The sequence below is a fragment of the Microbacterium esteraromaticum genome, assembly GCF_017303215.1.
Lineage (GTDB): Bacteria > Actinomycetota > Actinomycetes > Actinomycetales > Microbacteriaceae > Microbacterium > Microbacterium esteraromaticum_C.
Genome location: NZ_JAEMWU010000001.1, coordinates 80242 through 98278, shown reverse-complemented (window position 1 = coordinate 98278; position 18037 = coordinate 80242). Strand labels below are relative to the sequence as shown.

The 18037-nt window shown below is 69.2% G+C and carries 18 protein-coding genes; 8 read left to right on the top strand and 10 right to left on the bottom strand.

The window, feature by feature from the left end; translation table 11 throughout:
• Positions 1 to 3 precede the first annotated feature (3 nt).
• A complete protein-coding gene (locus tag JF543_RS00425) occupies positions 4 to 954 on the bottom strand; it encodes a phosphoglycerate dehydrogenase (RefSeq protein WP_179409833.1) in 951 nt (316 codons plus the stop codon).
• Positions 954 to 2483, bottom strand: coding sequence for a xylulokinase (xylB, locus tag JF543_RS00420; RefSeq protein ID WP_206822425.1), 1530 nt, complete (start codon positions 2481 to 2483; stop codon positions 954 to 956). Before xylB ends, JF543_RS00425 begins: the two co-directional genes overlap by 1 nt.
• 89 nt (positions 2484 to 2572) lie before the next feature.
• Here xylB and JF543_RS00415 point away from each other — a divergent pair, with 89 nt between their 5' ends.
• Positions 2573 to 3178, top strand: coding sequence for a glucose-6-phosphate isomerase family protein (locus tag JF543_RS00415; protein ID WP_179409835.1), 606 nt, complete (start codon positions 2573 to 2575; stop codon positions 3176 to 3178).
• Between the two features lie 82 nt (positions 3179 to 3260).
• Positions 3261 to 4658 carry a sulfatase family protein gene (locus JF543_RS00410; RefSeq protein ID WP_206822424.1) on the top strand — a complete coding sequence of 466 codons (1398 nt, stop codon included), beginning with the start codon at positions 3261 to 3263 and terminating at the stop codon, positions 4656 to 4658.
• Between the two features lie 19 nt (positions 4659 to 4677).
• Here JF543_RS00410 and JF543_RS00405 read toward each other — a convergent pair whose 3' ends face one another.
• Genes JF543_RS00405 through JF543_RS00395 form a run of 3 tightly spaced genes read right to left on the bottom strand, consistent with a single transcriptional unit; the run spans position 4678 to position 8253 of the window.
• The gene (locus tag JF543_RS00405) at positions 4678 to 6093 is read right to left on the bottom strand and encodes a sulfatase-like hydrolase/transferase (protein WP_206822423.1); all 1416 of its coding nucleotides are present in this window, start codon (positions 6091 to 6093) and stop codon (positions 4678 to 4680) included.
• Complete coding sequence (locus tag JF543_RS00400) at positions 6090 to 7082, bottom strand: Gfo/Idh/MocA family oxidoreductase (protein ID WP_206822422.1); 993 nt, start codon at positions 7080 to 7082, stop codon at positions 6090 to 6092. The genes JF543_RS00405 and JF543_RS00400 overlap by 4 nt, the downstream gene beginning before the upstream one ends.
• Positions 7083 to 7122: 40 nt before the next feature.
• The gene (locus JF543_RS00395) at positions 7123 to 8253 is read right to left on the bottom strand and encodes a GntR family transcriptional regulator (RefSeq protein ID WP_179409839.1); all 1131 of its coding nucleotides are present in this window, start codon (positions 8251 to 8253) and stop codon (positions 7123 to 7125) included.
• 227 nt (positions 8254 to 8480) lie between these two features.
• Between JF543_RS00395 and JF543_RS00390 the strand changes: the two genes are divergently transcribed.
• The 5 genes from JF543_RS00390 (at position 8481) to JF543_RS00370 (ending at position 13440) form a co-directional block, all read left to right on the top strand.
• Positions 8481 to 9764, top strand: a complete 1284-nt coding sequence (locus tag JF543_RS00390) for an ABC transporter substrate-binding protein (protein WP_206822421.1) — start codon at positions 8481 to 8483, stop codon at positions 9762 to 9764.
• Entirely contained in the window at positions 9761 to 10720 is a 960-nt protein-coding gene (locus JF543_RS00385) for a carbohydrate ABC transporter permease (RefSeq protein WP_179409841.1), read from the top strand. The genes JF543_RS00390 and JF543_RS00385 overlap by 4 nt, the downstream gene beginning before the upstream one ends.
• A gap of 9 nt (positions 10721 to 10729) precedes the next feature.
• Positions 10730 to 11659, top strand: a complete 930-nt coding sequence (locus JF543_RS00380) for a carbohydrate ABC transporter permease (RefSeq protein ID WP_224818025.1) — start codon at positions 10730 to 10732, stop codon at positions 11657 to 11659.
• A gap of 9 nt (positions 11660 to 11668) precedes the next feature.
• A complete protein-coding gene (locus JF543_RS00375) occupies positions 11669 to 13003 on the top strand; it encodes a sulfatase-like hydrolase/transferase (protein ID WP_206822420.1) in 1335 nt (444 codons plus the stop codon).
• 77 nt (positions 13004 to 13080) lie between these two features.
• A complete protein-coding gene (locus JF543_RS00370) occupies positions 13081 to 13440 on the top strand; it encodes a VOC family protein (protein WP_179409843.1) in 360 nt (119 codons plus the stop codon).
• Here the strand turns inward: JF543_RS00370 and JF543_RS00365 are convergent.
• Both JF543_RS00365 and JF543_RS00360 read right to left on the bottom strand, forming a co-directional pair.
• Positions 13433 to 14452, bottom strand: a complete 1020-nt coding sequence (locus JF543_RS00365) for an acetylxylan esterase (RefSeq protein ID WP_206822419.1) — start codon at positions 14450 to 14452, stop codon at positions 13433 to 13435. The genes JF543_RS00370 and JF543_RS00365 overlap by 8 nt on opposite strands.
• Positions 14449 to 14976 carry a CGNR zinc finger domain-containing protein gene (locus JF543_RS00360; protein ID WP_179409845.1) on the bottom strand — a complete coding sequence of 176 codons (528 nt, stop codon included), beginning with the start codon at positions 14974 to 14976 and terminating at the stop codon, positions 14449 to 14451. Before JF543_RS00360 ends, JF543_RS00365 begins: the two co-directional genes overlap by 4 nt.
• A 48-nt stretch (positions 14977 to 15024) precedes the next feature.
• Here JF543_RS00360 and JF543_RS00355 point away from each other — a divergent pair, with 48 nt between their 5' ends.
• Positions 15025 to 15987: an EamA family transporter gene (locus JF543_RS00355; protein WP_206822418.1), complete on the top strand. Its 963-nt coding sequence runs from the start codon at positions 15025 to 15027 to the stop codon at positions 15985 to 15987.
• 80 nt (positions 15988 to 16067) lie between these two features.
• Here the strand turns inward: JF543_RS00355 and JF543_RS00350 are convergent, their stop codons facing one another.
• The 3 genes from JF543_RS00350 to JF543_RS00340 form a co-directional block, all read right to left on the bottom strand.
• The gene (locus JF543_RS00350; RefSeq protein WP_206822417.1) at positions 16068 to 16607 is read right to left on the bottom strand and encodes an HNH endonuclease; all 540 of its coding nucleotides are present in this window, start codon (positions 16605 to 16607) and stop codon (positions 16068 to 16070) included.
• A 77-nt stretch (positions 16608 to 16684) separates the two neighbouring features.
• Positions 16685 to 17392 carry a DUF222 domain-containing protein gene (locus tag JF543_RS00345; RefSeq protein ID WP_206822416.1) on the bottom strand — a complete coding sequence of 236 codons (708 nt, stop codon included), beginning with the start codon at positions 17390 to 17392 and terminating at the stop codon, positions 16685 to 16687.
• 69 nt (positions 17393 to 17461) lie between these two features.
• Positions 17462 to 17977: a hypothetical protein gene (locus tag JF543_RS00340; RefSeq protein WP_206822415.1), complete on the bottom strand. Its 516-nt coding sequence runs from the start codon at positions 17975 to 17977 to the stop codon at positions 17462 to 17464.
• Positions 17978 to 18037 lie beyond the last annotated feature (60 nt).

Genomic DNA, 18037 nt, shown 5'->3' with positions numbered 1-18037 from the left:
CTCCTAGCGGGTGACGGGGTGGGCGGGGGCATCGCCGCGCAGCACGGCGATGACGTCGTCGAGCGACATGCGTCCCATGTTGTCGACGGCCTGGGTGGTCTGCGCCGCCAGGTGCGGTGTGACGATCACACGGTCGGCGAGGCCGGGGGCCAGCAGCGGGCTGGCGCCGCCCGCGGTGTCGCCATCGAGCGTGTCGGCTGCGTACCCGGCGATGACGCCCTCGTGCAGCGCGGCGGCGACCGCGTGTTCGTCGATCAGGTCGGGACGCGCGGTGTTCACCAGCACGGTGCCGCGGCGCAGGAGCGCCAACCGGGCCGCATCGACCAGTCGTTGACCTCCTGGTGCGTGCAACGTGATCAGGTCCGCCTCGCGGAACAGGTCGTCGAGAGTGGCGGGCTCCGCGCCCGCCTCGCGGATCGCCTCGGCCGGGACGTAGGGGTCGGATGCCAGCATCCGAGCGCCGAAGCCGCGCAGTCGCGCGGCGACGCCCTGGCCGATGCGGCCGAAGCCGACGATGCCGACGGTCGCCGCCCCCAGCTCGCGCCCGCGGCGGACGCTCCAGTCGCCTGCGCGCACGCGGCGGTCGCCGTCCGGGATCGTGCGCAGCGCCGCGAGCATGAGCCCGACGGCGTGATCGGCGACGGCGTTCGCGTTCGCGCCGGGGGTGTTGGTGACGGGGATGCCGCGCGCCGCAGCCGCGACCAGATCGACCGACTCGTATCCCACGCCGTAGCGCGCGATGATCTTCAGTCGCGGCGCCGCAGCCAGGTGCTCGGCGGTCACCGGGCCGGTGCCGGCGATCCAGGCGTCGCTGCCGTGCAGCAACGGCCGCAGGTCGTCGAGGGCGTGGTGCGCCGGACCGCGCATGATGCGGTGCCCGGCGGCCGCGGCCCGCTCGACGAGGTCGAGGTCGCCATCCGAGAACGACCGGCTGGTCACGAGGATCACAGCCATCAGTGGGCTCCGCTCTCGGCCAGCATGTCGGCGTTTTGAACGTGCGGTGCGGCCGCGAACCAGGGCGCCAGCGCCTCGTACGCGGCGGTGAAGCGGGCGTGACGTCGTGTGTAGATGGCGTGCCGGGCGGCATCCGGAACGAACTCGGCCGTGACCTCGCTCAGCGCCCGCGCGGCCGAGAAATCGGCCAGGCCCAGTCCGACCGCGGCGGTCACCGCGGCGCCCAGGCTGTTGGCCTCTTCGACGATCGTGCGCCGGCGCACCGGAATGCCCCAGACATCCGCGAGCACCGACAGGTACGCATCGCTCTGGGCCCCGCCGCCGACGGCGTCGATGCGATCGATCACGGCGCCCGAGGCGCGGAACGCCTGGATGCAGGTGAGCAAGTTGAACGCCGTGCCCTCCAGCACCGCGCGGACGAGGTGCGCACGGGTGTGGTGCCGGCCGATGCCCACGAAGGCTCCGCGTGCGTGCGGATCCCAGATCGGGGCGCGCTCGCCGAGCAGGTAGGGCAGGAAGTAGAGGTCCTCGGTGTCGATGCCGTCGGCGGCTTCGGCAGTCAGCCGACCCGTCTCAGGGTGGGCAGGGTCCGGTGAGAGCGCCTCGGCGATCCACTGCACCGATGCGCCGCCGGCCTGCATGGTCGCCGTCGGCACGAACAGACCGGGAACGACGTTGTCGAAGGTGAAGGTGCGCATCGCGGGGTCGAGCAGCGGCGCCTCGGTGACGAACGAGATCCACGAGCTCGTGCCCAGGCACACGTAGGCGCCATCTTCGGGTGAGACGATGCCCGAGCCGACCGCTGCCATCGGCCCGTCGCCGCCGCCCATGACCACCCGCACGCCGGTGTGCAGGCCGAGCTGCTCGGCGGCGTCGGCGGTGAGTGCGCCGACCACGGCGGTGGAGTCGAGGATCTCGGGAAACAGCGCCGGGTCCAGTTTGGCCGCCGTCAGAACCTCGTCCGACCAGGTGCCGCGCTGCTGATCGTAGGCGTTGGTGCCCGAGGCGTCAGAGCGGTCGGTGGCCAGACGCCCCGTCAGGCGCAGCACGATGAAGTCCTTCGCGACGCACGTGCGACGCACGCGTGCCCAGACATCGGGCTCGTTGTCGCGCACCCACATGATCTTCGAGACCGAATAGGTGGGGTTCAGGCGGTGCCCGAGCAGTCGATAGGCGTGCTCGGCCCCCAGCGCGGCCTCGAGCTCGCGCTGCTGGGCACCCGATCGGGTGTCGGCCCAGATGATGGCGGGCCGCACGGGCTCTCCCGCCGAGTCCAGCAGGACTGCGCCCATCATCTGTCCGCTGACGACCAGGCCGGCGATCTCTGCGGGCGCGGTGCCGGTGCGGGCGAGCAGCTCTCGGGTCGCCGTGACCGTCGCATCCCACCAGTCCTGCGGGTTCTGTTCGGCGACGCCGCCGGCGGCGAAGTGCGCGGGATATGGGACGGTGACCGAGGCCACCAGTCGGCCGTCGTCGTGGTGCAGCGATGCCTTGTCGCCGGTCGTGCCGAGGTCGTGCGCGATGATCACAGTTCGTCCTGTCTCACTGGCAGAGGTGCGGTTTGGGTTTCGAGGTACGAGGGAGTATACCTGTAATTACAAGTTACCAGGAGGTCCCCGTGAGCACTCACACCGTCGTCGATTTCCCCGTCCCGCTGCAGATCTCACCCGCGGGCGGCATCGAAGGGCGCTCCCGTCGGTACGAGAAGTTCTTGGGCGATATGTCGGGTGTCTACCGCGACGAGGCCGCCTGGCGGGCCGCGGTCGAGGAGCGGGGCGACTCTGAGCTCGTCTACTGGGTCGACGATCACAAGTATCAGGACGGGCCGGGTGCGCTCATCGTCGGCACCAGCACTCTGCTGCCAGGACGCATCGGCGAGGAGTTCGCCGTGACCCGTGGTCATCTGCACGCCATCGCCGACCGCGCCGAGCTGTACTACTGCCTCAGCGGTCGCGGGGTCATGCTGCTCGAGACTGTCGACGGGCAGTCCGAAGCGGTCGAGCTCACCCCGGGCAAAGCGGTGAACGTGCCCGGACACTGGATCCACCGCAGTGTGAACACCGGCGACGAGCCGTTCGTCACCCTGTTCTGCTACGCCGCGGACGCCGGCCAGGACTACGCCCTCATCGCCGATGCCGGCGGCATGAAGAACCTCGTCTTGGCTGATGGTGAGGGGTGGCGACTCGCACCCAACCCCGACCACACCGGGTACCGACGCGGCTGATCCGACGCGCCGCGGCGGCGGTGCGTGTTGATTCCTCTTGTCGGCGCGGAGTTGACTGGAGCGGACACCCCCAGGAGGCCCCTTGCCGAATCGCCCGAACATCCTCGTCATCATGGCCGACCAGTTCCGCGCGTCATCGCTCGGGCTGCTGGGTGAGGACCCCGTGCACACGCCGCATCTCGACAGGCTCGCCGCGGAGGGGTGCCTGGTGCGGCAGGCGGTGAGCAACTATCCGGTATGCAGTCCGCACCGCGCGATGTTTCTCACCGGCATGCGGCCGGTCGACAACGGCGTCACCCTGAACGTCAACTCCGAGACCGCGCAGGACGGCATCGGTCTGCGCAGCGGGCTCGACACCTGGGCCGGCGTGCTGCGTCGGCACGGATGGCGCACCGGCTACATCGGCAAATGGCATCTCGAACCGCCCGTGGATGAGGATGCGGAGTTCGGCGAGGGGCGCCGCAGTGACGGGAAGGTGTGGGACGCCTGGTCGCCGCCCGATCGCCGGTTCGGGTTCGACTTCTGGTACTCGTACGGCGCCGCCGACCGTCACCTCACCCCGCACTACTGGACGACCCGTGCCGGGCGCCACGAGCGCGTCGATATCGATCAGTGGTCGGCCGAGCACGAGACCGATGTCGCGATCCGCTTCCTGCAACAGAGCGGTGACGAGCCGTTCGCGCTGATGCTGTCGCTCAATCCGCCGCATCCGCCGTTCGAACTGGTACCCGATCGCTATCGAACGCGTTACGCAGAGCTCGACGACGCGACCCTGTTGCCCCGCCCGAACGTCCGCCTCGGCACCGAGACCGCGCACAAGGCCGCCGGCATCGCCCGCGATTACTACGCGGCCGTGACCGGCGTCGATGAGCAGATCGGACGCCTGCACGCCGCCGTGCAGGCGTGCTCGGGCGACCGCCCCACGGTGATCGTGTTCACCTCGGACCACGGAATGCAGATGGGCAGCCACGAACTGCTGTACAAGAACGTCGCCTACGAGGAGTCGATGCGGCTACCGTTCATCGTCCATTCGCCGCAGCTCGTCCCCGCAGGCGAATCACAGGTCGTCGTCGACTCGATGGACGTCGCTCCGACGATCCTCGGCCTCGTCGGGCTCGCGCTCGGTGGGGATGCCGTCGCGGGGCGCGACCGTTCCGGAGCGCTGCGCGGAGAGCCGGGCGGAGCCGACGATGACACGGCGATGTATTACCGCTACGCCTCTCGCAGCGATCCGACCAGCGTGCGTGGCCTGCGAACACCTCAAGCGAAGATCGTCGCCACGTGGGACCCGAAGGGTGGGCTCTCCGTCGAGGTGTTCGACCTCGACGACGACCCGTTCGAACTCAGCAGCCGTCCGCAGACGGGCCTGGCGACGACGATGGCGCGGATGCTGCACGAGGCCCTCACGGCCGCCGGAGACGACTGGGCGGGCGCGGACGCACTGGCAGACACCTATCGCCTCGAGCCCATGAACGCCTGAGCGTCCGGTGCGGTGCGTGTCAGACGGCCCCGTCCCACCCCGGAGCGGAGAACGCGCCGAGGGGATCCGTGCCCAGGGCACTGTGCTGACCGGCGCCGACCACCGGCAGCGCCCGGCCATCGGCATCCGATCGTGAGAACCGCACGAACCAGTCGTGCAGCATCCCGCGAAGCCGCGCCTGATCATCGCGATACGCGGCATCGTCGATGAGGTTGCGCGACTCCCGAGGGTCGGAGGCGAGGTCGTAGAACTCGTGCGGTCCGTACGGATGGCGGTGCACGTACTTTTGATCGGCCGTGCGGATCATGCGCGCGGGCCCGTACTCACTGTGTACGACGACCGGGCGCTCGGGGCGGGCGGGAGCTTCGCCGCGCAGCAGCCCCGCGAAGCTGCGTCCCGGGCCCTGCTCGAACTCGTGCGAGGGAAGGCCGAGCAGCTCCAGCAGGGTCGCGGGCAGATCGTAGGCGCTGAGCAGGTCGTCGTGCACGACGCCGACCGGGAGCATGCCCGGGGCCGAGACGATGAACGGCACCATGACCGACTCGTCGTACATGTTCATCGGGAACGTGCCGTTCCCCTTGCCCCAGAACCCGTGATGACCACAGCTGAAGCCGTTGTCGCTGAGGAACACGACGATCGTCTCCTGCTCGATGCCGTGCGCGCGCAGCCGATCCAGTACCCGCCCGATCGCGGCATCCATCGCCGTCACGGCCGCGAAGTAGCCGATCAGCGCCTCACGCGTATCGGACTCGCCGCCGATCGGGGCGCCGTTCAGCGTCTGCAGCCAGGGGTGCGGGCTCTCTTGCGGACAGCTCTCGAACGCGCAGTCGCGGTACAGGTCGGTGAACCGCTCGGGGTGCTGCCCGGCGAACGGCTTGTGCGGCGCGGTGAAGTTCAGTGCGAGGAAGAACGGATTCGGATGCTGCTGCTCGGCGTCGATGAAGGCGATCGCGTCGTCGGCGATGACGTCGGTCAGGTACTCACCGACGTGTTCGGCGACGCCGTCGCGATACATGACGGCGTCGCGGTAGGCGCTCCCGCCCCCCTCCAGGGCGTACCAGTGCACGAACCCCGCACGCGGCGCGTCGCTGGCTCCGAGGTGCCACTTTCCCGACAGCCCGAGTCGATAGCCGGCATCAGCCAGCGCGTCGGTCAGTGTGGGCACCCCCTGCAGGTAGTCCTGGCTTTCGGTTCCGACATGCGCGCCATCGAGATAGTCGTGCACCCCGTGTGCTGACGGTATGCGTCCGGTCAGCAGGCTCGCCCGTGCCGGTGAACACACCGGCGACGCGCAGAAGAAGCGGTCGAGTCGGATGCCGCGGGCGGCGAGGTCGTCGAGAACGGGGGTGCGGATCTCGGGGTTCCCTGCCGCGCCGAGCGCCCAGGGGCCCTGGTCGTCGCTGACGATGAGGATCAGGTTCGGGCGGTTCGTCACGCGGGCACCCCGGCAGGCAGGAGCGACAGCGCCCTGCCCTCATCCGCCGAACGGTACGCCGTGAGCACGAGCTCGACCACGTGACGCGCGTGCGCGTGCGCGACGGTCGGCTCGGCCCCGGCGATGACCGCTGCGAAGTCGGCCAGCTGTGCGGTGAACGCGCGCTGGATGTCGTCGGCGTGATGTTCGTGCACGACCCGCGACCGCCCGTTGGCGTGCACCGTCGTGCCCACCCGTGGGTCGATCTCGATCACACCGCGGTCGCACACGATCGTCAACAGGTCACCGCGCGTACCGGGGTCACTGACCACGGTGATGCTCACCCCCACGCCGTTGTCGAGCCGCAGCAGCATCGCACCGTCGGTCTCGACGGCTGCGCCGAACCGGTGCACGGTCGTGGCGAGCATCTCGACCGCGCGGCCCCCGCCGAACCACAGGGAACGGTCAAGGCAATGCCCGCCGATGTTCATCAGGGCACCCCCGCCGGCGATCTCGGGGGAGAAGAACCACTCCGATCGCGATCCCGGACGGTAGTCGGTGCTGCGGTTGTCGCGGATCATCCGCACCGCCCCGAGCTCACCGGTCGCCAGCACGCGCTGCGCGGCGACCTTCTCGGGCATGTAGTGCTGGATGTGGCCGATGGTGAGCCCGACACCCGCCTGTCGGCACAGCTCGGCGAGTCGGTCGCAGTCCTGCAGGGTGGTCGCCATCGGCTTCTCCACCATCACATGGGCGCCGGCGGCCGCGGCATCCGCGCCGATCGGCAGGTGCGTGGCGTGCGGGGTGTTCACGATCACGGCATCGACGACCCCGGCGGTGAGCATCCGGCGGTGGTCGGTGAACACCGCCGCGCCGGATCCGGATGCCGCGCGGGCCGCGGCATCCGCATCGATGTCGCAGACGGCGGTGAGCTCGAGTCCGTCGTTCTCGGCCGCCGCCGTGATGTGGAACGGCGCGACAGCGCCCGCCCCGATCAATCCGATGCGCACGTGATCTCCTCTTCGATGTACGGGTGAAACGGCCGGCGGGTCAGCGCGTCGCGGATGCCGGCTCGGCGCCGCACGATCGACGCACGACGACCCTGGGGCGCAGCCGGATCTGGTGCAAGGGGCATTCGTCGCCCTCGATCAGGCGGCGCAGCATGACGTCGGCCGCCATGCGACCGATGCGGTACTTCGGAGGGGCGACGGCGGTCAGCGGTACCTCCGCGAGATCGGCCACCTCGTCGTCGTACGAGACGAGTGCGAGGTCGTCGGGCACGTGCCGGCCGTTGCGTCGCGCGGCGCCTTCGAGCATTGCCGCCTCCCGGTCGCCGAAGGTCAGCGCCGCCGTCGCCTCGAAGTCGCGCAGCGCGCGGTAGGCCGCCTCGGCGGAATCGGCCTCCCACTCGGTCTTCGACTGCGAGAATCGCAGATCCGGTGTCAGTCCGAGATCGGTGACGGCCTGCAGGTACCCCTGCACCACGCCGTACTCGGTCACGGTGCGCGACCGCGTCAGCAGAGCGATGCGACGGTGGCCGAGCCTGGCGAGGTGGGCGACGGCGTCGTAGGCGCCGCCGGCGTGGTCGGAGCAGACGTGCTCGGTGATGTCGGCGGGCCCCAGGCCGTGCAGACTGCGTTCGACCAGCACAACCGGTGCCGGCAGCGCCATGAGCTGCTGTGCGCGGGCCGCGGGGTCGGCAATGCCCGAGAGTGTCGGGGCGAGCAGCAGACCGTCCACCCCGGCCTCGAGCAGTGCCGCGATGGCTTCGTCCTCGCGATCGGGGTCGTAGCGATAGGTCGCCAGTTGCAGCGACGCTCCCGCCGCCGACAGCGACTCGTCGATCCCCTGCAGCACGCGCGGGTAGTACAGCTGCGTGTCGGGGAGCAGGACGCCGATGCGCCGGCGTGCTCGCTCCTCGCGGGGGCGGGCGGGCGCTACGAAGCTGCCCGCGCCCTGGCGGCGTACGACGATCCGCTCCGCGACCAACTCGTCGAAGGCGCGGCGCACGGTCGTCAGCGACAGACCCGTCTCCTTCGACAGCTCCTGCTCGGTCGGCAGCTTCTGCCCGGCCGTCCACGTGCCGGCGATGATCCCCCGGCGCAACTGGTCGGCCAGGATCTCAAACTTCAGCCCCCGTGTCTCGGCGTCGCGCACCGCTGCGCTGCGCTGTGATGCCATGCCCCACCTCCGTCGTTCTTCCTCTGATTCTGTTCTCTTCAAAGAAAGGAATAAAGGGGTAATCGGGGATTCCCTCGTCAGTTCGCTCGCAGTTCTCCGGTGGTGACGGCGGTCTTCGAGCGATGAGGGCAGATGAATTCCGGAATACTCCTTGAATGCTCTTGTCAAGCGGCGCGAGAGTCGACCGACAGAGGCGAAGACGCCTCTCCCAGACGGAAGGAAAACCGATGGCGAAGATCCGCACACTGTCCGCAGTCGCCCTCGTCGGTGCGTTCGCTCTCACCGGATGCGCCTCGGCGTCCGGCGACGCCGGCGGCTCGAAGGAACTCACCTACTGGTCGATGTGGAAGGAAGGCGAGGCCCAGCAGAAGGTGGTCGCCGACGCCATCGCCGACTTCGAGGAGGAGACGGGGATCGAGGTGAACGTGCAGTGGCAGGGACGCGACAACATCAAGAAGACCGTTCCCACGCTGAACACGAACAAGGTGCCTGACCTCGTCGACGGGTCGTTCGCCAAGCTCGCCCCGGTGCTCGCCGAGACCGGCCAGGCCAAGCCCCTGGTCGAGGCGTACGGCGCCGAGGTCGAGGGCGACGCCGTCTCTTCGCTCATCCCCGAGGCGTACCTCGCCGGCGACGTCGTGACCGTCGAGGGCGAGGACGCGCCGTGGATGCTGCCCTACTCGCTCACCAGCGATGCCATCTGGTTCAATGCCGCCGAGCATCCCGACCTTGTGGAAAACTCGCCGCAGGACTGGGCGTCGTTCTTGTCGGTGATGGACGAGATGAAGGCCGCCGGCACCACGCCGATCGCGATCGACGGTGATGTCGCGGGCTACAACGCCTACTGGTACACCTCGGCGATGGTGGGGCTCGCCGGGCCCGGCTCGCTGCGTGAGACGGCGGCGGACGAGACGGGTGAGGCCTGGGATGCACCGGAGGCGCTTGAGGCCGCGCAGATGATCGAGGGACTCGTCGAGGGCGGGTACTTCATCGACGGGTACAACGCCAGCAAGTGGCCGGCTCAGCAGCAGGCCTGGTCCGACAACCAGGCCGCCCTGATGTTCAACGGCACCTGGATCCCCACCGAGACGGGGCCCTATGCGGCCGAGGGCTTCGAGTACTCCTCATTCCCCTTCCCCGCCCTGGGCAGCAGCGCCCGTGCGGACTTCGTCGGCTTCGCCGTCCCCGCCCGTGCGAAGAACTCCGATAACGCGCAGGATCTCGCCGCGTTCTTCTTGAAGAAGCAGTATCAGGACGCGCTCGGCACCGACGCGAAGATCATCCCCATCCGTCCCGACGCGGCTGTCAGCGATGAGATGTCCACGGTCACCGACGCCCTCGCGGCAGCCGACTCCTACTACCAGCAGAACGACGGCATCAGCTTCCCCGGGTACTCCGAGAAGCTCTTCTGGCCGGCTGTCAGCGACCTGGTGCTCGGCAAGATCGATGCGGAGGCCTTCGTCGAGACGATGAAGACCGGTCAAGTCGACTACTGGAAGCTCAACTCATGACCGATGCCGCCCTGGCGCCTGCCGCTCCCCGCCTCGCCGCCGCTCGTCGGCGGCGAGGCGGGGGCAGCACGATCGATCGCGCTCGCCGCCGGCTGCTCGTGCCCTTCGTCGGCCCCGCTTTCGCGCTCTACACGATCCTGTTCGTCGTCCCGTCCCTGTACGCGATCTGGATCAGTTTCAACAAGTGGGCCGGGGCCGGTCCCATGGAGTTCGTCGGGTTCGGCAACTACGTGCGGTTGTTCTCGGACAAGCTGTTCCTGCGGTCGTTCGGCAACACACTGCTGCTGCTGTTCGTGGTCGGTCTCGCGATCTTCGTCATCGCCTTCGCGCTCACGCTCGTGCTGCGCGACATGACTGGGCGCAAGATCGCACGCTCGGTGATCTTCTTCCCGCACCTGGTCAACGCGATGATCTTCGGCGTGCTCGCCGGCTTCGTGTTCAACCCCGGCGGGCTCGTGAACACTCTGCTCGGCGCGTTCGGCGTCAGCGACCCGCCCGCATGGTTGGCGCAGGACAACCTGTTCCCGCTGATCATGGTGATGATGACCTGGATCACCACCGGGTACTTCACCACGATCCTGATGGCGGGCGTCGACCGCATCCCGCCCTACTACTACGAGGACTGCGCGCTCGCCGGAGCGAATGCCTGGCAGCGGTTGCGCTACGTGATCCTCCCGCTCACCTGGGACGTCTTCGGCACCTGCGCGGTGCTGTGGACCATCTCATCGGTGAAGATCTTCGAGATCATCTGGATCTTCGGCGGGTCCACGGGGCAGGGCATGCCTCCGACCCAGACCTGGACCACCGCCGTCTACACGTACGTGACCGCGTTCTCGGGCGAATCGGTGCCGGCCTACGGTGCGGCATCCGCGTCGGCCGTGCTGTCGTTGGCGCTCGTGTCCGTGCTCGTGCTGCTGCTGCGTCGCGTGATGAAGCGCGACGCGATCGAGTTCTAGGAGAACATCGTGACCGCTATCGCACCACCACCGGTGTCAGATCAGACCACCCGCACGCTCGTCGTGCCCTCGCCGCGGCGCAGAAACCGCAACCGGGCCGCGATCGGGCGCGACCGCAGTGTGCTGCGCGGCATCGGCCTCGTGCTGCTGTGGGCGTTCGTCGTGCTGAACGTCGCCTGGATGGTCTGGATGGTCATCCAGGCGTTCCGTGACACCCGCGCGATCCTCGCAGACCCGTGGGGCATGCCGACATCGCTGGATCCGGTCAACTTCGTCACGGCTTGGACCGTCGGCGACTTCGCGACGGCGACGATGAACAGCGTCGTCACCACGGTGGTGTCGTCCTTCCTGACCGTGGCGCTCGCCGCCCCCGCCGCGTACTACCTGAGCCGCGTCGAGAATCGGCTGACGAACTCGTTGACTCTGTACTTCGTGCTCGGCCTCGGCATTCCCGCGCAGGTGATCGTCATTCCGCTGTTCGTCATGCTCAACGAGGTCTACCTGACCGACAGCCTGATCGGCTTGAACCTCGTCTACATCGGCGTCTCGATGCCGTTCACCGTGTTCCTGCTGACCGCCTTCTTCCGCTCGTTGCCGCTCGAGATGGAAGAGGCGGCGGCGCTCGATGGCACAACGGCCTTCGGTACCTTCTGGCGCATCACCCTGCCTCTGGCGAAGGGCGGAATCCTCACCGCTTTCGTGCTGCAGGTGATCTCACACTGGAACGAGACCCTGCTGGCGCTGACGCTGCTGCAATCGACCGAGAAGTACACCCTGCCGGTGGCGCTGATCTCGTTCATCCAGCAGCAGACGTACTCCGGCGCCGACTGGGGAGGCCTGTTCGCCGGCCTGTGCATCGTCGTGCTGCCGATGCTGGCGATCTACCTGTGGCTCGGGCGCCGGCTCACCGAGGGCCTGACGCTCGGCATGGGCAAGTAGGGCTGAGACGTGCAGCCGAACATCCTGGTGATCACGGCCGACCAGCTCGGAGCGCACGTGCTCGACCGTGATGAGGGGTGGGTGGCGACGCCCCATCTCGACGGGTTGCGCCGCGCCGGCGCGGACTTCCGTCGCGCCTATGTGACCTTTCCGCTGTGCGTGCCCTCGCGCGCATCGATGCTGACCGGTCGGATGCCGCACGAGGTGGGCATCGGGGGCAACCGGGCCCAGCCCGACACCGTCGTCGAGCCGGGGGCGCGCGCCGACAGCCTCGGTCATGCGATGGCGGCGGCCGGGTACACGTGCGCGTACGCCGGCAAGTGGCATGCGACCCAGGCGAGTGCCCCCGCGGATGCCGGATTCGAGGTGCTGGCGCCGTTCGGCGACCGCGGGCTGGTCGATGCGTGCGCGGAGTGGCTGCGGGGGCGCGCAGACGAGGAGGAGCCGTTCTTGCTCGTCGCCTCTTTCGATGACCCGCACACCATCTGCGAGTACGCGCGGCGGCAGCCGATGCCGTACGGCGACGTGGATGCCGGAGGGGCGCGCGAGGCGCCGCCGCTGCCGGCGAACTTCGCTCCGGCGCCATTCGAACCCGAGGCCGTGCGGTTCGAGAAGGCGGCGGCCGGGCAGGTGTACGGCACGGCCGACTACACGGCGGACGACTGGCGGGTGTACCGGGCCGCCTACCGTCGGCTCGTCGAGCGGGTCGACGGGTACGTCGGCCGGTTGCTGCACGCGCTCGACAGTGCGGGACTCAGCGACTCGACATTGGTGATCTTCACCAGCGATCACGGCGATGGCGACGCCGCGCACGGATGGAACCAGAAGACGGCACTGTTCGAGGAATGCGTGCGCGTTCCGCTCATCGTCCGCGGTCCGGGGGTCTCGCCCGGGGGGCGGTCGGGGGTGGTGTCGGTCGGGCTCGACCTGCTGCCCACGGTGCTGACGGCGGCGGGATGCCCGCGACCGGGCGAGCTGCGGGGAGCCCCGCTCGCCCTGGGCGTCGGCGACGGGGCTGCCGAGCGCGTCGCGGTGGTCGAGACCCGGTTCGAGCGATCGGATCCGCCTCTCACTCGAGGGCGTGCGCTCGTGCGGGGTCCGTACAAGTACACCGTCTACAGCTGGGGGCGTCACCGGGAGCAGTTGCATGATCTGAGCAACGACCCCGGTGAGCAGCGGAATCTCGCCGTCGAGTCGGCCTTCGACGATGTGCGCGACGAGATGCGCACCTCGCTGCTGCGCTGGTGCCGCGACACCGACGACCGCGACTTCCTGAAGTTCGTGCCGCTGCCGACCGGAACACCCGCTGCCGTGCATGAAGAGATCTTCGCCGTGCCGTACTGACGCGCAGCGCCGGAACCTCTTGTCTTCGCGCCTTCTCAGGCGCAGACTGGCCGCGTCGGCAGACGAGAGGACGGATCATGGCGCACGGCGACATCACGCACATCGACATCCCGGTGGGCGATATGCAACGGGCGATCGACTTCTACCACGGGCTGTTCGGGTGGGAGATCGCCGAGATGCCCGGTTTTGAGGGGTACCCGATGTGGCAGGCCCCGAATGGGATCTCGGGCGGCGGGCTCGCCCCGCGCGAGGACGGATTCGAGCATCCGCGTTCCTACGTCGAGGTCGACTCGATCGACGAGACGATCGCCGCGGCGAAGGCCGCGGGCGGATCGGTGGCCTTCGAGAAGTCGCCGATCACCGAGACGAGCGCGTGGGCGGTGATCATCGACCCGGACGGCAACCGCATCGGCTTGTTTGAGGGGATGGTCAGCTGAGCGCGCGTTCGAGGTGCGCCAGGCCCTCGCGTCGTGCGTCGACCAGGACGCGACCGAGCCCGGGGTACTCGGCGTGGCCCGCCGGCAGCACCCTGAGTTCGAGCAGGTCGTGCGGCACGGCGTTGGCGACGGCGAACTGCCCCTGCGGTGGCACGGACTGATCCCACAGTGCGGCTTCGACGCGCACGGGGATCGTGAAGAACGCCGCAGACGTTGAGGCGTCGAACAGCCGTAGCTGCTCCCTGGCCTCGGGATGCTGTTGCAGGTGCATCCGCTGGTACTCGCCACTGCCCAGGCAGGGCACGGCGAGGCGCTCGTCGTAGTGCCCGAACGTCGGCACCACGAGCGTGGCCCCGATGAAGCGATCGTCCCATGGGGCGGCCAGCGCGCCGATGCCGCCGCCGAAGCTCTCGCCGACGTAGTAAAGGGGCAGTTCGCCTGCCAGCGAGACAAGGGCGTCGGCGGCCAGCCACAGGTCGCGTGCACACAGGCCGGGCACGTAGTCGTCCGCCGAGGCGAGGCCCGCGAGCACGTGTTCACCGACCGGCTCGGGTGCTCCGACGCCGGCATTGAGGGCTCCGAGGCCACGGGCGACCGGGAAGATCGCCGCCGCATCAGCGGGCACGCGTCCGTACTCGACGCGGTCCCGACCGCCGTACCCGTGGCTGTGCACGACTCCGACGCGCGGATGCCCGGAGGTCGGCGCCACATACCAGGCGCGCAGTCGTGTGCCGTCCGCGCCGGAATGCTCGATCAGTGACACATCGCGGCGGCCGCGTTGCTGGGTGGACAGAATGCGGGGTGCCGCATCGACCAGGCGTGCCTCAGCACGCCACCTGCGCCATTGCACGGCGAAGGCGGGGGTCGCAGCGATCGGAGCGATGTCGCGCAGGGTGTCGAGGGTGTGGCCGTAGCTGCCGTCGAAGGTGGCATCCGGAAACCAGGAGTCGAACGGCGGCGCCGTCCGCGTCGGATCGATCCGTGTCGTCTCGATCCGTGTCGTATCGGTCATGTGCCGGCTCCTTGCCGTGCCCGGTAGGCGGCGACGGCGTTGCGGTTGGCGCAGGTGGTCGAGCAGTAGCGCTTCGAGCGGTTGCGGGAGAGGTCGAGGGCGATGGCGCGGCAGTCGTCGTCGGCGCAGACGGTGAGACGGCTGCCTTCGCGGCTGCGGATGACATCGATCAGCGCCATGGCGGTCTCGACGAGGATGCGTTCGGCCAGGGGGCGGTCGTCGGCGATGGCGTGCAGATGCCAGTCGGCACCGTCGTGCCGGGCGAGGCGGGGAGAGAGGGTGACGCGTGCGAGCGCGTCGTTGACGCGCGGGGCCATTTCATCGCGCGGGGCGAGCAGCATCTCGCGCAGTCGGGGGCGCAGGGCGCGTAGCTCGGCCAGCTCGGTCTCGTCTCGGTCGATGCGTCCGGTGTAGGGATGCTGAGTCAGGAACGCCTCGAGGTCGAACGCATCCACGGGTTCGGCGGAGTTCACCAGCGCGACGGCAGCGCGCAGCGCCTCATCCGTGTCATCGGTGAAAATCATGTTGACATCTTACGCACGCCGGGCGTAGCGTCATCGATCATGACGACTATGACCCATGACACTCGCCGCGCGGGGGTCGGCACCGGCCTGCTGGTTGCCGTGTCTGCCGCGTTCGCGTTCGGCATGTCCGGCGCGTGGGCGCGAGGGCTGATCGATGCCGGGTGGACGCCGGGCGCCGCCGTCACCGCACGCATCTGGGTCGCGGCTCTCGTGCTGCTCGTGCCGACCGTGCTGACGCTGCGGGGCCGGTGGGGTCTGGTGCGGGCCAATGCCGGCATGATCGTCACCTACGGGCTGCTCGCGGTCACGGCCACCCAGTTGTTCTACTTTCAGGCCGTTGCGGTGATGGATGTGGGGATCGCTCTGCTGATCGAGTACACCGCACCGGTGGCCGTGGTGCTGTGGTTCTGGATCCGTCGTGGCGAGCGCCCGAGTCGGCGCAGCGTCCTCGGCGCGGCGATCGCGTTCATCGGGCTGGTGCTGATGCTGGACGTGCTCACCGGGGCGCGTATCGATGGCGGGGGAATCCTCTGGGCGTTGGGGGCGATGGTGGGCGCGGCGACCTACTTCGTGCTCTCGGGGCGCGGCGACACGGGGCTGCCGCCGATTGCGCTGGCAGGGCTCGGCCTGCTGCTCGGAGCGCTCGGGCTGACCACGGCCGGTCTGATCGGCATCCTGCCGATGGCCTGGAACACCGACGACGTCGCCTACCGGTTCGGGACGGTGCCGTGGTTCGTGCCGGTGATCGCCATCGGGGTGTTGGCCACCGCCCTGGCATACGTGCTCGGCATCACCTCGACGCGCATGCTCGGCTCGCGCCTGGCGTCGTTCGTCGCGCTCGCCGAGGTGATCGCCGCGATGCTGTTCGGATGGATGCTGCTCGGCCAGCTGCCCGGCACCGTGCAGCTGCTTGGCGGAGCGCTGGTGCTGGTCGGCGTCGTGCTCGTGAAGCTCGGTGAGCCCGCGACGCAGGAGTTCGTCGAGCCGTTGCCCGAGCCTGCCGTGCGCTGATTCCTGCAGCGCGCTGAGTCTTGCCGTGCGCTGAGTCTTGCTGCGGCGTGGTGCCGCGGACACGACTGGCGCGTGCGACGTCAGAAAGGCGCCAGTAGCTGCGCGGGCACGTGAGCCCACGGGTATGCGCCGGGACGGGAAGTCGATTCCTCGCCGTCCTCAGTGAATCTGACGTTGTGCTGGGGCGGCGGTTTGTCGATGTAGGTGCGGCCGGTGGGGCTGGTCCATTCCAAGAGGCCGCCGCCGAGCTGTTCGACGTGCCAGGGCGAAAGATGCTTGAGCACGTGGTGCCGGCGGCAGAGCCCGCCGAGGTTGTTCTCTTCGGTGGCGCCGCCGAGCGCCGCATCGACCGTGTGGTCGAGGTCGTTCTCGCGAGAGGGCATGCCGCAGGTCAGGAAGCGGCAGCGCTGGTCTCTCGCCTGCAACTGTCGGCGCATCGACGCGGTCGGGCGGTACCGATCCACTGCGAGGATCGCTCCCGTGATCGGGTGAGTGAGGATGCGATCCCATCCGGTCGCCGCTCCGGCCAGTCGCCGTGCGGTGTCGCTGTCGATCGGAGCGCGGCCATCCAGCGCTGCCGGGGGAGTGTTGATGCCCTCTGTGCCCAGCAGCGTGGTCACGGGGACGGTGACGGACACATGTGGGGCGATCGCACCCAGCATCCCTTCGGCGGTGTCATGCCCCGCCGGGGCACCGGTCAGCAGCAGATCCAGCGCGATGTCGGCGCGCTTGTGCGCGACCGTGCGCCCGTCGAGGTCCGGAGCAGCCCGGGTGCCGAGCTTGGTTCGGTGCCCGTCGTGGCCATGCGTGTGAGGCGTTCGAATGCGCCGTGCACGAGCGCGGCGGGACCGAAGACGCCCAGTTCGGCCATGCCGTCGTCGGCGTCCTTCACCCAGACGGAGTGCTTCTCATGGGCATCCGCATGCCGTTCTTCCAGCGGGCGCGGCTGGTACTGCTCGGCGATTCGCGCGGCGATCGCCCGTACGCGATTCGGGGACTCCTCTTCGGCGAACTCCAGCACGCGCGCGGCGTAGGCGTCGCGCGACGCCGCGTCGTCGAGGTGGACGCCGGCGTCGATGATCACACGCGCGTGCGCGGCGCTGATCCGCCCCGTGCCCTGCGCCTGCCACACCGCCGGGAACCGCTCGACCTTGAGTTCGGCGTCGCACATGCGCCGCTGCACCGTGCGACCGGACACTCGGAGCGCCGCACCGAGTTCGGCCGCGACCGTGCGGAGCGTGATGTCGGCCCCATCCGCGTCGCCGGCGGCGCTCAGCGCCCATCGCGACGCGAGCGCAAGCACGCCGTCGAGTCCGGCCTGCATCGCGGCTATCGAGCGCTGCATGTCCACAGCCAGGTCGACCAGCTCGTCGAGCGTGGCCACCTGCTCTCGTGAGACATCCATCAGCGCCGTGATGGATCCAGTATGAGAGGGGCCACCGACATCGAGACCGCCGAACCGGCATCCGCCCACTCAACCAGGCTGCGTGCACTCGCTGGTGGCGTGCATCGTGATCCGCGGTGTGCCGGTGGCGTCGCTGGCGATCACGTTCACGATGGTCAGGTCGGGAGACACGATGCGGATGCGCAGGTCGTCGCGGGCATCCGTGGCGCCCTGCGTCGTGACGCGCATCACCCACCCCTCCTGCTTCGCGAGCTCGTGGCTGAGGTCCGCGGCCCACCGTGCCCGATCGAGGTGCGGATCGACGTCGACGACGCGTTGCACCTTCACCTGGGGGCCCGATCCCTCCAGGGGGCACGGCAGCGGAGCGATACGCTCCGAGCGACCCTGTACGCCCTCCTCGGGGATGGTGTCCTCTATCCGATCGAGGTGCGAGGTCACGGTCGCGGTCGCGGCCTCGATCGTCGCGGGTCGAGGGTCGGGCAGGAACAGCGTCACGACCCACAGCACGAGCACCAGCGCGCCGGCACCGGCGACCGCGATGATCGCCGACCTCACGGCTCTCGAACGCGGACGGTCGGGCGGCATCACGTCATGCTAGCCCCCGCACCCCGCGACGGGTCGCGAGGTGCGGGGGCTGGCACTCGC